General features: G+C 69.1%; 9 protein-coding genes. 7 read left to right on the top strand and 2 right to left on the bottom strand.

Annotated features, from left to right (window positions below; translation table 11 throughout):
• Nucleotides 1-241: 241 nt before the first annotated feature.
• The 5 genes from AB0G15_RS37335 (at nt 242) to mctP (ending at nt 5,550) form a co-directional block, all read left to right on the top strand.
• Nucleotides 242-1,432 carry a cytochrome P450 gene (locus AB0G15_RS37335; RefSeq protein ID WP_362849545.1) on the top strand — a complete coding sequence of 397 codons (1,191 nt, stop codon included), beginning with the start codon at nt 242-244 and terminating at the stop codon, nt 1,430-1,432.
• A gap of 177 nt (nt 1,433-1,609) precedes the next feature.
• Nucleotides 1,610-2,431, top strand: a complete 822-nt coding sequence (locus AB0G15_RS37330; RefSeq protein WP_362849542.1) for an MBL fold metallo-hydrolase — start codon at nt 1,610-1,612, stop codon at nt 2,429-2,431.
• Nucleotides 2,432-2,532: 101 nt separating this feature from the next.
• Nucleotides 2,533-3,087, top strand: a complete 555-nt coding sequence (locus AB0G15_RS37325) for a VOC family protein (RefSeq protein ID WP_362849539.1) — start codon at nt 2,533-2,535, stop codon at nt 3,085-3,087.
• Nucleotides 3,088-3,737: 650 nt separating this feature from the next.
• Nucleotides 3,738-3,950: a DUF3311 domain-containing protein gene (locus tag AB0G15_RS37320; protein ID WP_362695790.1), complete on the top strand. Its 213-nt coding sequence runs from the start codon at nt 3,738-3,740 to the stop codon at nt 3,948-3,950.
• Nucleotides 3,951-3,954: 4 nt separating this feature from the next.
• On the top strand, nt 3,955-5,550 hold the full coding sequence (gene mctP / locus AB0G15_RS37315; RefSeq protein ID WP_362849536.1) for a monocarboxylate uptake permease MctP: 1,596 nt from the start codon (nt 3,955-3,957) through the stop codon (nt 5,548-5,550).
• Nucleotides 5,551-5,687: 137 nt separating this feature from the next.
• Here the strand turns inward: mctP and AB0G15_RS37310 are convergent, their stop codons facing one another.
• Together AB0G15_RS37310 and AB0G15_RS37305 are read right to left on the bottom strand one after the other, a co-directional pair.
• On the bottom strand, nt 5,688-9,014 hold the full coding sequence (locus tag AB0G15_RS37310) for a PQQ-dependent sugar dehydrogenase (protein WP_362849534.1): 3,327 nt from the start codon (nt 9,012-9,014) through the stop codon (nt 5,688-5,690).
• A 173-nt stretch (nt 9,015-9,187) separates the two neighbouring features.
• Nucleotides 9,188-10,378 (bottom strand): TIM barrel protein, encoded by a 1,191-nt coding sequence (locus AB0G15_RS37305; RefSeq protein WP_362849531.1) that lies wholly within the window; start codon nt 10,376-10,378, stop codon nt 9,188-9,190.
• Nucleotides 10,379-11,390: 1,012 nt separating this feature from the next.
• Here AB0G15_RS37305 and AB0G15_RS37300 point away from each other — a divergent pair.
• Together AB0G15_RS37300 and AB0G15_RS37295 are read left to right on the top strand one after the other, a co-directional pair.
• On the top strand, nt 11,391-12,464 hold the full coding sequence (locus AB0G15_RS37300; protein ID WP_362849528.1) for a serine hydrolase domain-containing protein: 1,074 nt from the start codon (nt 11,391-11,393) through the stop codon (nt 12,462-12,464).
• The coding region (locus AB0G15_RS37295; protein ID WP_362849525.1) for a hypothetical protein at nt 12,461-12,690 on the top strand (230 nt) is incomplete at its 3' end. The genes AB0G15_RS37300 and AB0G15_RS37295, both read left to right, overlap by 4 nt.

The raw sequence follows: 12,690 nt of genomic DNA, 5'->3' as shown, positions 1-12,690 counted from the left end.
GAACGGCCGGCGGGAAGGGCGAGAAGGGGCCGCGGTGTCCGGCGTCCCGCCAGGACACCCGTGCCGGGCGTTCCGGCCGCGGGTCGGGGATCTCACGGCGCACGACCCCGCCGGAGCAAGTAGTTGCTGGTCAGTGGCACAACACAGACCTCGGACGGCCGTCGGGGTCCTTCGCGCGCAATCGATGGGTTGCTAGCGTTTTTTCGGAGTGGCCAGAACGGCGAGTCATCCAGGGGGTCCCATGAGCGAGTCTCCGACGCCACCGCTGCACATGCGGCGAGCCGATTTCGATCCCGATCCGGAGCTGGAGGCGATGCGGGACGCGGAGGGAGTCAGGCTCGTCAGGACACCGCCCGGCGTCGACGCCTGGCTGGTGACCCGCCACGAGGACGTGCGCGCGGTGCTGAGCGACACGGAGCGGTTCAGCAACGCCCGGACGGCCACGTTCCAGCTGCCCGGCGACCAGAGCAGCGAGGAGGAGCTCGCCGTGCTCCGCGCGGGCAACCTGCTCGCCTTCGATCCCCCCGAGCACACCCGGCTGCGCCGGATACTGACGCCGGAGTTCACGCTCCGCCGGATACGCCGGCTGGAACCGCGGATCACCCGCATCGTCGAAGACCACCTGGACGCGATGGAGAGCGCGGGCTCCCCCGCCGACCTGGTGTCGTCGTTCGCGCTGCCGATCCCCTCCCTGGTGATCTGCGAGCTGCTGGGCGTGCCGTACACCGACCGGGCGGGCTTCCAGCGCAGGACCGGCCTGTTGCTCGACGTGTCGGCGCCCATCGAGGAGCGCAGGGCGGCGCAGCTGGAATCGCGCGCGTACATGGCCGAGCTGGTCGCCCGTGCCCAGGCCGACCCCGGAGAGGAACTGCTCGGCACGCTGGTGCGCGAGCACGACGACCTGACGACGGACGAGCTCATCGGCATCGGCGGCCTGCTGCTGGTGGCCGGTCACGAGACCACCGCCAACATGCTCGGGCTGGGTACGCTGGCCCTGCTGCGCCACCCCGACCAGCTGGAACTGCTCAAGAAGGAACCCGAGCTCGTGGACGCCGCGGTGGAGGAGCTGCTGCGCTGGCTCAGCATCGTCCACTCCAGCACCTTCAGGACGACCACCACGGAGGTCGAGATCGCCGGCCGCAGGATAGGGCCCGGCGAGCTGGTGATGTGCGCGCTGCTCGCCGCCAACCGCGACCCCGCCTTCCTGTCCGATCCGGGGGTACTGGACATCACCCGGGGGGCGCCCGGCCACCTGGCCTTCGGCCACGGCGTGCACCACTGCCTGGGGGCGCCGCTCGCGCGGATGGAGATGCACATCGCCTTCCCCGCGCTGCTCAGGCGCTTTCCCGAGCTGCGCGCGATCGAACCCGACGCGCACTTCCGCTCCTTCAGCTTCGTGTACGGCCTGTCGTCCCTGAAGGTCGCCTGGTGACGTCGCGGCAAGACCGTACGACGTCGCGGGGAGACCGTACGCCGGCCCGCCGGACGGGGGTTCCGGCCACCGGCGGGGAGCGCCGGGAGGCATGACGGTCCCGGGACGGCCGGAGGTGCGGCCTGCCGGGTTCGAGCACGACGACCATTCCACCGATCCGACACGGGGGACCACGGCATGTCCGACCAGGAGACGGCGAGTGTGCTGTTCATCGGGAACGCCACGACGCTCATCCGCTACAACGGGTTCACCATCCTCACCGACCCCAACTTCCTGCACCGCGGCCAGTACGCCTACCTGGGTCACGGGTTGTTCACCAGGCGACTGACCGAACCGGCGCTGGCCGTCGACCGGCTCCCGCCTCTGGACGCCGTTCTCCTCTCGCACATGCACGGCGACCACTGGGACCGGGTGGCCCGCAAGGGGCTGGACCACAGCACACCGATCGTCACCACACCGCACGCGGCGCGGAGGCTGAAGCGGCAGGGCTTCGGCGGGGCGGTAGGCGTGGCCACCTGGCATGACCACGAGCTCCGGAACCCGGGCGGCTCGGTGAAGATCACCTCGCTGCCCGCGCGTCACGGCCCCGGCCCGGTGGATCTCCTCCTGCCACCCGTCATGGGAAGCATGCTGGAGTTCTCCGGCCCGGACGGCCGCGTGCGACTGCGCCTGCACATCAGCGGCGACACGCTCATGGCGAGAGAGCTGGACTCCATCCCGCGGCGCTTCCCCGACATCGACGTGGGCATCGTCCACCTGGGAGGCACGAAACTGCTGGGCGTCCTGCTGGTGACGATGGACGGCCGGCAGGGGGCCGAATGGGTGCACCTGCTCAAGCCGCGCCGCGTGCTGCCGGTGCACTACGACGACTACGGCGCCTTCAGCTCGCCGCTCTCCGACTTCCGCGACCACGTCGAGCGGAGCGGTCACGGAGACCGGGTCGTCTACCTGTCCAGGGGCGAGAGCCATCGGCTGCCCGAAGTGTCCGAGCGGCCGTGAGCGGTACGGGCAGGTCGCGCCGCCGCCTCCCCGGCGGCCGCCCGCTCGGCCCTTCCGTCTCCTGTGATAAGCAGTTCATTACCCGAGGGAGCGAGGAGAACATGGCGGACAACACCGAGTTCGAGCTGCGCGGGATCAACCACCTAGCGCTGGTGTGCTCGGACATGAAGCAGACGGTCGACTTCTACTCCGGCGTCCTGGGCATGCCCCTGATCAAGACGATCGAGCTGCCGATGGGCTGGGGACAGCACTTCTTCTTCGACTGCGGCGGCGGCAACGCGCTGGCGTTCTTCTGGTTCCCCGACGCGCCCGAGGGCGTTCCCGGCATCTCGGCGCCCAGGAACCTGCCCGACCGGGGTGAGCTGCTCTCCGCGGTCGGCTCGATGAACCACATCGCCCTCGACGTCGCCCCGGACCGGATCGAGGAGTACCGCGACAAGCTCATCGCCAAGGGCGTGGACGTCGGGGTGATCCTCAACCACGACGACAGCGAGCTCGGCATAGCGCCCGCCATGGGAGAGGGCGTGTTCGTCCGGTCGATCTATTTCAAGGACCCCGACGGCATCCTGGTGGAGTTCGCCGCCTGGACCAGGGACCTCGGCCTGCCGGAGGACGTACGGCACGAGCCGAGGACCGCCGCCGACAGGACCGTCTGAGCCCGCGCTGAGCCCGCGCTGAGCCCGCGCGCCGGCGGGCCGCGGGAGGCCCCGCCGGCGGGACCGACGGTGCCGGTGGTGTCGCGCGAGGCCGCGCACCGGCGAGATCGACGGCACCGCGCGAGACCACGCGCCGGTGGGGCCGGGGCGTCGCACGGGATCCCGCGGACGGGAACGACGGCATCGCACGGGATTTCGCGGGATCTCGCGGGATCCCGCAGGGGAAGCGACGGGATCCCGCAGGCGGGGATGACACCATCGCACGTGATCGCGACCGGCTGCTCGGGACGCTGTGTGACATGTCTCGCGCCGGGCGACACATCGCGCGCCGTATGAGCGCCGTATGAGCGCCGTATGACACGCCTTCACCCGTCACGCCTTTACAAGGAATTGCTCGATCATGTCAAGGAAGCCACGCCGGGGATTCGGCGACAGGTGGGATCCCGTCGGCGAAGGGAGTCCGCCCGGGAGGCATGACCTCCGTGACCTCGGCGGTGACCTTCACGAAGGGTCCGCGCTACCGTTCGTCGCGCCACCGGTGCCGCTCGGCGCTCGGTGACCTGAATGCAACGGCCGTGTAATTACGCTGCCGGTCAGCCGAAGGGGACGGTCCTGCCCGGACCCCCTTTCTCCAGCTCAAGGAGACCGTGTTGACCACTCCGAACGGGAACCGGAGCGATCGCAGCCCATGGAACTGGCTGCTTATCGTGCCGATCATCCTACCTTTGCTCCCGTTTCTCTTCAATTCCGACGAGCCCCGGCTTTTCGGCTTTCCGATGTTCTACTGGCTCCAGCTCGCCTTCATCGCGGTCGGTGTGACGTGCACCACGATCGTGTACCAGATGACGAAGCGGCGGCGGTGACCCGATGGAAGCTCACCTGACAGAAATCATCATCTTCTCCGCGCTGTTCCTGCTGGTCAGCGGCATGGGATTCGTGGCCGCGCGCTGGCGCCGCCCGGAGAACCTGGCGAGCCTCGACGAGTGGGGGCTCGGCGGCCGTAACTTCGGCTCGTGGGTCACCTGGTTCCTGGTCGGCGGCGACCTCTACACCGCCTACACCTTCGTGGCCGTGCCCGCCCTGCTCTGGAGCGCGGGCGCGATGGGCTTCTTCGCGGTGCCGTACACGATCGTGGTCTACCCGATCGTCTTCCTGGTGCTGATCCGTCTCTGGTCGGTCTCGCACGTGCACGGCTTCGTGACCCCCGCCGACTTCGTCCGGGCCCGCTTCGGCTCCCCCACCCTGGCGCTGCTGGTCGCGATCACCGGCATCGTCGCGACGATGCCCTACATCGCCCTCCAGCTCATCGGCATCGAGGCCGTGCTGAAGTCGATGGGCATCACCGGCCACCTGCCGATCATCATCGCGTTCGCGATCCTGGCCGCGTACACCTACCAGTCGGGCCTGCGCGCCCCCGCGCTGATCGCGTTCGTCAAGGACACGCTGATCTACGTCGTGATCCTGGTGGCGATCTTCGCGATCCCCGCCCAGATCGAGGGCGGCTGGTCGGGCATCTTCGACTCCGCCCAGGCGAAGTTCGCCGCCAGTGCCGCGCCCGGCGACGGCATCCTGCTCAACGCGAACAACCAGCTGCAGTACGTCACGCTGGCCCTGGGCTCGGCGCTCGCGCTGTTCCTCTACCCGCACAGCATCACCGGCGTGCTCGCCTCCAGGAACCGCGACGTGATCAAGCGGAACATGTCGGCGCTGCCCGCCTACAGCCTGCTGCTCGGCCTGATCGCGCTGCTCGGCTTCATGGCCATCGCGGCCGGCATCCAGCCCATCGGCAAGGACAACAACACGATCGTGCCGCAGCTGTTCGACAAGATGTTCCCCGACTGGTTCACCGGCGTCGCCTACGCCGCGATCGGCATCGGCGCGCTGGTCCCGGCGGCCATCATGTCGATCGCCGCGGCGAACCTGTTCACCCGCAACATCTACAAGGAGTACCTGAAGCCGGACGCGAGCGACGCCGACGAGGCCCGCGTATCCAAGATCACCTCGCTGCTCGTCAAGGTCGGCGCGGTGCTGTGCATCCTGTTCCTGGACACCGGCTTCTCCATCGACCTGCAGCTCATCGGCGGCGTCATCATCCTGCAGACGCTCCCGTCGGTGGCGCTCGGCCTCTACACCCGCTGGTTCCACCGCAGCGGCCTGATCGCCGGATGGGTCGCCGGCATGGGGGCCGGGATGCTCCTGCTCTACAACATCGGCAACCCGGCCACCGGCAAGCTGCACTTCGCCGGGTCGGCGTTCCCGCTGGAGAAGCTGGGCCTGGACACCAAGATGACGATCTACGCGGGCATCCTCGCGCTCGCGGCCAACCTGGCCGTCGCCGCGCTCGGCACGGTCGTCGCGCGCGCCATGAAGTCCTCCGACGGCGTCGACACCACCCGGCCCGACCACTACTTCGCCGACGAGGGCGACCCCAGGATCAAGGATCTCGACCTCGCCCCCCACTGACCCACCGGACGCGCCGCCCGTTCCGGGCGGCCGGAACCTCAGGATCAGGGACCGGGACCGGGAGAATCACCCACCGGCCCCCGGAAACGAGCGCGGGGGGAGAGCCTGTCCGGCTCTCCCCCCGCGCCGCGTCGTCGTTACCCGCCTGCCGGGGCGCGCAGCTGCGCGATCAGCGCCTTCCCGTCCCGGACGAGCACGTCACGCGCCGCGGTGTCGGGCACCCAGAGCTTGAGGCGGGCGAGCGTCACGAAGACCTCCAGCGAGGCGATCGCGAGCTGCTTCCTTCCCGCCTCCGCGTGCTTTCTGGCCTGGTCGAGCTGGACACCGAGCAGGACGCCCCGCACCGAGCCCTCCGCCTTGAAGCGGTCGAGGAGCCTCTTCACGTCGGCGAAGGAGGTCGTGACCTCGAACGCGACGGTCTGCTTCGTGACGTGTCCCGCCTTGTCCTTCGCGGTGACGGTCAGCGTGTGCGCGCCGAGCGCCAGCGTGGACAGGGCGAGCGGCTTGCCGGAGGCCACCTGCAGGTCGCCGATCGCCGCCGTCACGCTCGCCACCCCCGACGTCGCGTCGGCCGCCGAGAAGACCGGCGTGACGGACGCGGAGTCACCGTAGTCGCCGGGCTCCACCCCGCTCACGGCCAGGACCGGGACGGTCTTGTCGATCTTCGCCGTGACGGTGCCGACCTGCGAGACGTTGCCCGCGTTGTCGGTCGCCCGGTAGCGCACGGTGGCCGTCCCGTCGGCGGTCAGGGTGACCGGGTTGCCGGCGTTCAGCCACGTCGTGCCGCCGTCGAGCGAGTACTGCCGGCTCGACACCGTGCCGTTGTCGGTCGCGGTGACCGTCAGCGTGACGTTGCCGGTGTACCAGCCGTTCTCCCCGCCCGGCTCGGCCGGGGCGAGCGTGGCCGACACGGTCGGAGGCGTCTCGTCGGAGACCCCGTCGCCCTGGAAGGTGAACCCGTCGACCTCCACGCCGCCGGTCGAGGTGACGTAGAGCTTCCCGCTGCCGGTCGGGGCGCCGGTGAGCGAGGTGTCCACGCTCTGCCAGCCCGACCCGGCGGGCACGGTGACGGTGGCGAACGGCTCCGCCGTCCCCGAACCCCAGCGCAGGGACAGCGTTCCCGCACCGGAGGCGCGGGTCTTCACGCCGGTGACGCCGGCGAAGTTCACCGGGTCGTACGCGATCCAGTCCCCGGCGTCGAAAGAGGTGATCTTCGCCAGGCCGGACGCGCTCTCGTCCTCCACCCTGGTGACGCCGCTGCTCGCGTCCGCGTGCTCGGCCTGCATCTCCTTGGGGTTGAGGATGAGCGTGGCGTCGCCGAGCGCCCCGGGGATGTCACCGGCGCCGTTGTCGCGGTAGCTCACCACGACGACGCCGAAGATGTTCTCGGTCTCGCCGTGCTCGGGGGCGTCGGCGGGTGTCGGCCAGGCGCCCGAGCATCCCGACCCGAGGGTCTCCGGGTGCGCGTGCGTGTCGTGGCCGAGGCCGAAGGTCCACTGCACCCGGCCGCACACCGGGGTGTCGCCGTCCTCCTTGTCGGAGACCTTGATCTGGAACGGCACCGCGTCGCCCCAGTTGAAGAAGGCGCCGTTGCCCGGCGTCTGGATGGTCACCTCGGGTGCGGTGTTGCCCACGGTGATCTCGGTCGAGGTGAGCCCGAACTTGCCCTGCGCGTCGGTCACGCGGAGCCTGGCGGCGTACTGCCCGAGCGCCGAGTAGGTGTGCGAGGCCGTCACGCCGGTGGCGTCGAAGGTCCCGTTGCCGTCGAAGTCCCACTCGTAGGTCAGCGCGCCCGGCTCGGCGTCGGTGGACGTCTCCGCGCTGAACGCGACGGTGAGCGGCGCGGCGCTGCCCGACACCGGCTTGGCGACGATCTTCGCCTGCGGCGTCTTGTTCCCCTCGGCGTAGTCGATGCGGTACAGGCCCGCGTCGGGGTTGGCGCGGAAGAAGCCGTCGCCGTAGTCGAGCACGTACAGCGACCCGTCGGGACCGAACTCGATGTCCACCGGGCTGTCGGTGATCGGCATAACGGCCGTGGTCAGCGCGTCGTTGGGCAGGAAGTGCTCGAGCTTGGTCACCGGCCCGTCCGACCCCGTCACGGTGAACGCCGCGAGGTAGTCCTGGGAGAACTCGCCGTAGAAGAACTTCTTGTCCCAGTACGCCGGGAACTTCGTCGTCGACGGGTTCGCCGCGTCGTAGTGGTAGACGGGACCGCCCATCGGCCCCTGGCCGCCCGCCGGCTCGAAGTCGGTGAGCCCGGCCCACTCCGCGGGCTGGTGGGTGTTGTTGTCACCGTAGTAGAGGTCCGCGGGGGTCGCGGCCGGCAGCTTGTCCACGCCGGTGTTCCAGCGGGAGGTGTTCGTCGGCCCGCCCGCGCAGTCGAACCACGCGCGCGGCGTCGAGGTCGCGAAGTTCCAGTCGTTGTAGTTGAAGTTGTCGCCGGTGCAGTAGGGCCAGCCGCTGTTCATCGGCTTGTCGAGGGGGGTGACGTTCCACTCGACGTAGCCCAGGGGCCCGCGGGCGGGGTCGGCCGCGCCGGCGTCGGGACCGTAGTCGCCCCAGGAGAGCGTGCCGGTCGCGTCGTCGACGTCGATCCGGAAGGCGTTCCGCACGCCCGTCACGAAGATCTCAGGACGCGTCCTGGCCGTTCCCGGTGGGAACAGGTTGCCGGCCGGGACGGTGTAGGTGCCGTCCTCCTTCACCGTGATCCGCAGGATCTTGCCGCGCAGGTCGTTGCTGTTGCCCGCGCCGCGCCGCGCGTCGAGCCCGGGGTTCATCCCGGGGGCGTCGTTGTTGGGCGCCATGCCGTTGGCGCCGGGCGTGCCCGCGGGGGTGTTGTCACCGGTGACGAGGTAGAGGTTGCCCGCGGCGTCCCAGTCCACGTCGCCCGCGACGTGGCAGCACTGCCCGCGCTGCGCCTCGACCTTAATGATGACCTGCTCGGTGGAGAGGTCCAGCGCGTCACCGGTCCACTTGAACCGCGACAACTGGTTGTAGCCCTTCCACTGGTTCCAGTACGACTCGTCCGCGCCCGCGGGCAGCGAGTTGGGCGCCGAGCCGGTGGGGGTCGTCTCCGGGTACGGCGCCGTCATCGTCTTCGGCGCGTAGTAGACGTAGACCCACTTGTTCTCGGCGAACTTCGGGTCGATCGCGATCGTCTGGAGACCGTCCTCGGAGTTCGCGTAGACGGGGATCGTGTTGATGACCTTGGTGAGGCCGGTGGCGCCGTCGGTCAGCCGGATGTCGCCGTTGCGGGCGGTGTGCAGGACCCGCCTGTCGGGCAGGACCGCCAGGTCGATCGGCTCACCGACGTTCTTGGTCAGCGTGATCTTCTCGTAGTTCGACCAGTCGGTGGGCGCGTCCAGGACGCCGGCCTGGGCCTGTACGGGGGCGGTGCCGGGCACCGCCAGGGGGAACAGCAGGGCGGCCAGTGCTCCGCCGAGCATGGCGCGGGTACGCTTCAACTTCCTGAGCCTCTTCTTCAGGGGGGTGTCAGGACAGGGCGGGCCGCCACGCGTGCCGCGGCAACGGCTTCGATCACGTGGCGGTCCGCCGAACCCGTCTCCGGGTTCTTTTCAGGTGCTCTTCGAGGGGACTCTGAGGAGTTCGCCCGGTCGTCCGGTCGTCCGGCGGGCTCTCAGCGGCGGCGCAGGGCGGCCAGGTTCTTGTAGCTGAGGTCGGCGTACTGGAGCGAGCGGCCCGGCTCCTCGGCCCCTCCGGGCGCGTTGTCCTGCTCGTACATCGGGTTGTGGCGCCGCTCGATGTCCAGCTTGGAGAAGAAGGCGCGGTAGTCGATGTCACCGGTGCCGAACGGCACCATGTCGTAGCCGTTGCCGGTCGCCGTGTTGGCCTTCCCGTCCTTGGCGTGGAACAGCGGGAACCGCTTCTCGTTCTGTCGTACGAGCTTCAGCGGGTCGAAGATGTCGGCCCGGGTGGAGCCGTCGCGCGCGACGTACGAGCGGTGCTTGTACTGCGCCACGTGCGCCCAGAAGATGTCCATCTCGAGGTAGACGTGTCTGCGGTTGGTGATCCGCAGGAAGTACTCCAGCTTCCTGATGCCCGACGAGCGGGTGGGCCGGCCGAGCTCGTCGAGCGGGCCCTCGTCGAGGAGGAAGCCGTACGCCGCGTCGTGGTTGTGCGTGTACAACTTGAGCCCGGCGGCCGAGGCGATCGAGCCGAGACCGTTCCACTTCTGGGCGGCGAGGTCCCAGTCCGCCTTGTAGGCACTGTTGGTCGGGTCGCCGCCGGTGCCCACGTGCTCCATGCCGAGGATGTTGGCGATCTCCAGGGTCAGCTTGAAGCGGTCGAGGTCGGCCTGGGTGAGCGGCCAGGAGCCGGGGATGAAGCCGTGGTTGCCCTGGGCCTTGAGCCCGTTGTCGTCGAGCCACCGGCGCAGCAGCCTGGCACCCTCGACGGTCTCCAGGTCGGCACCGCCCTCGGCGTTCGCGTGCTGGCGGTAGCCGGCGAACTCCACCTGCTTGTAGCCGATCCGCGAGAGCTCCTCGAGCACGCGCCGGAAGCCGGCCGGCAGGCTCGTGTTCGCCGCCGGGTCGCGGGAGATCACGTCACGGACCGTGTAGAGGATGATGCCCCGCTTGGCCTCGGGCACCAGGGCGTTCCGGTCGCCGTGACCGTGGCCGTGGCCCTGACCCCGCTCCTGGTCGCCACCGGGGGAGGCGTACGCGGCCGACGCGAGTGGGCCCACCGCCGAGACGGCGGCCACCGCGGTGACTCCCGTCGTGGCCGCGAGGAACTGGCGGCGGTTCAGTCCGAGCCTGCGGCGCAGCGCGCCCGCGACCTCGTCGAACTCTTCTTCGTGTGCACTCATGGTTTCCTACCTCCGTGTGGGTGGATGGAGCCCCGTGATCCCCGATGCCTCAGCCGAGTGACCGCCGACTCCTTTCCGCCGCGGGCCGGGCCCCGCCGGGCGGATCACCTCTCCGAGGAGATCCGCCCGCGAACGCCGCCGGCCGACTCACTGCGCCCTCTTGATGTTGTGCAGAGAACTTGGCGTGGAAGTTACGCGTCTTCTGACATTTTTGGAAGAACTTTTGTCATGATCAATTGAACTTTCTACGATCAACGACCGAAGTCATCGTGGTGCGCGACCCCGCCCACCAGGCCCCGCAGACCATCGAACGGTGGATCTTCCCTGATAGATCGGGGTGGCCGTCTCCCCTGGCGCCGCAATAGACTTGGTTTGTAACGATATGAGCAGATAACGCTGCCGGACGATCCGCCTCGACGCCCGCACTCGGCCGGACCTGTGGGCTCGCCGGGCAAGGAGCCGGCCGCCTCGCCACGAACGGTCATGGAACCTATCCGGCGGGTACTTTGGTTGAAAAACTCGAAACTTTCGCTCATAATCGGCGAAATTGGCGGTTCGCCCATCGGAGGGCACATCGAGCGGCGTCGGGTGACACCTCGGGTGGCGTACCGGGAGACCTGGGGTGACACCAGGTGGTGTATCGGGAGACCTCGGGTGGCAACGTCAGGTAGCACGGGACCGCCGGGCATCTCGCCGACCGGCGAGACCGGAACCAGCCGACACCGGACCTCCATTCGAAGACCGGGCCCCATCAGGCGGGCTTTCCCATTCACCACACCGCTTGTAGCGTCTTGACATCCTTTCCGCCCGGAGGCGGAGTTTTCCGCGCTCGAGGTTTCCCCGCTCAAGGAGAAGTGATGGTCCCGGCGAGGAACACGAGGAACGAGAAGGGAAACGCCGGATGCGCGCGGCCGGACTCGGAGCCATCTCACTGGTGATCACACTGACCGCCTGTGCCCCGGCGCCCGGCGCCGCCCCGCCGACCTCTTCCCCGGTGACGAGCCCCGCGCCCATGCCCCCTTCACCTTCCTATGACTCCTCTGATGACTCCTCTGAGCGGCCGGATCCCCCCGCGAAAGCGAGCCCGGCCGGCTCGGCCTCCGCCCTTCAGGCGATCGCGAACGACCTGGTGGCGGCGGCCGGTTCCCCGGGGGCCGTCGTGCACGTCCGCGACGAGGGAAAGATCCAGGAGGCCGCCGCGGGGTTCGCCGACCCTGCGACGCGTACCCCGATGCGGGCCGACCATCGCTTCCGGATCGCGAGCATCACCAAGACGTTCACCGCGGCGATCACGCTCCAGCTGGTACGCGAGCGGCGACTGGCCCTCCGCGACACGCTCGGCGAGCTGCTTCCCGGCGTCCTTCCCGGTGCCGACCGGGTGACCGTGGAGCAACTGCTCAACCACACCAGCGGGATACCGGACTATCTCACCGACTCCCGCTTCATGGACGCCATCGTCGACGGCGGCATGCACACGCGCGACTGGCCGCCGCGGGAACTGCTCCGTTACGGCGGCAGACCGGGCAGAAGCGGGGTGAACCGCTATTCCAACGGCAACTTCATCCTTCTCGGTCTCATCATCGAGAAGGTCACCGGTCAGAGTTACGCCGAGGTGCTCCGCGAGCGCGTCACCGAGCCCCTGAAACTGCGCAACACCGAACTGCCGCGGGATCTACTGCCACCCGGGCTCGCCACGGGCAGACAGGGCGACGGTCCCGGGGCGACGGTCGTGAACTCCTCCATCTTCTGGTCCGCGGGCGGGCTGGTGTCGACCGCGGGAGATGTGGGCGCCTTCTACGAGGCCCTGTTCGGCCGGAAACCGGCTGTGTCCGGCGGTGAAGTCACCGAGGGATCGGCGCCTAGGCGACTGCTCGAAGGGGCCGCGCTGAAGCGCGCGGAAGGTCTGGGCATCTTCGCCGACAGGCTGCCGTGCGGCACCCGGGTGTGGAACCACTCCGGGATGATCTACGGATATTCAGGGGTCGCCATGAGCAGCGAGGACGGCCGGCGCCAGGTGGTGGTGCAGCTCAACTCCCCGGCGGCCGGACAGGCGATCGCGACGGCGGGAAGGCTTATGTGCCGATGAGCCGCCTGATCAGAAAAGAGGTCCGGAAACTCCTGGGAAAGCGGGGCCGGGAAGCTCCCAGAAAAAGAAGTCGGGAGGCTCCCGGAAACGGGGAGCTCGGAAACGAGGTCCGGGAACTCCCGGGAAAAGAGGTCCCAGAAACGGGTCTGGAAATGCCTGAGGGCCCCCACCCAACGGTGGAGGCCCTCAAAAGATTGTCCGGCGGTGACCTACTCTCCCACACCGT

Source organism: Streptosporangium sp. NPDC023825 (assembly GCF_040639575.1).
In the GTDB taxonomy this organism is placed as follows: domain Bacteria; phylum Actinomycetota; class Actinomycetes; order Streptosporangiales; family Streptosporangiaceae; genus Streptosporangium.
The sequence above is the reverse complement of the archived record's forward strand: the minus strand, read 5'-3'. Positions and strand labels throughout refer to the sequence as shown.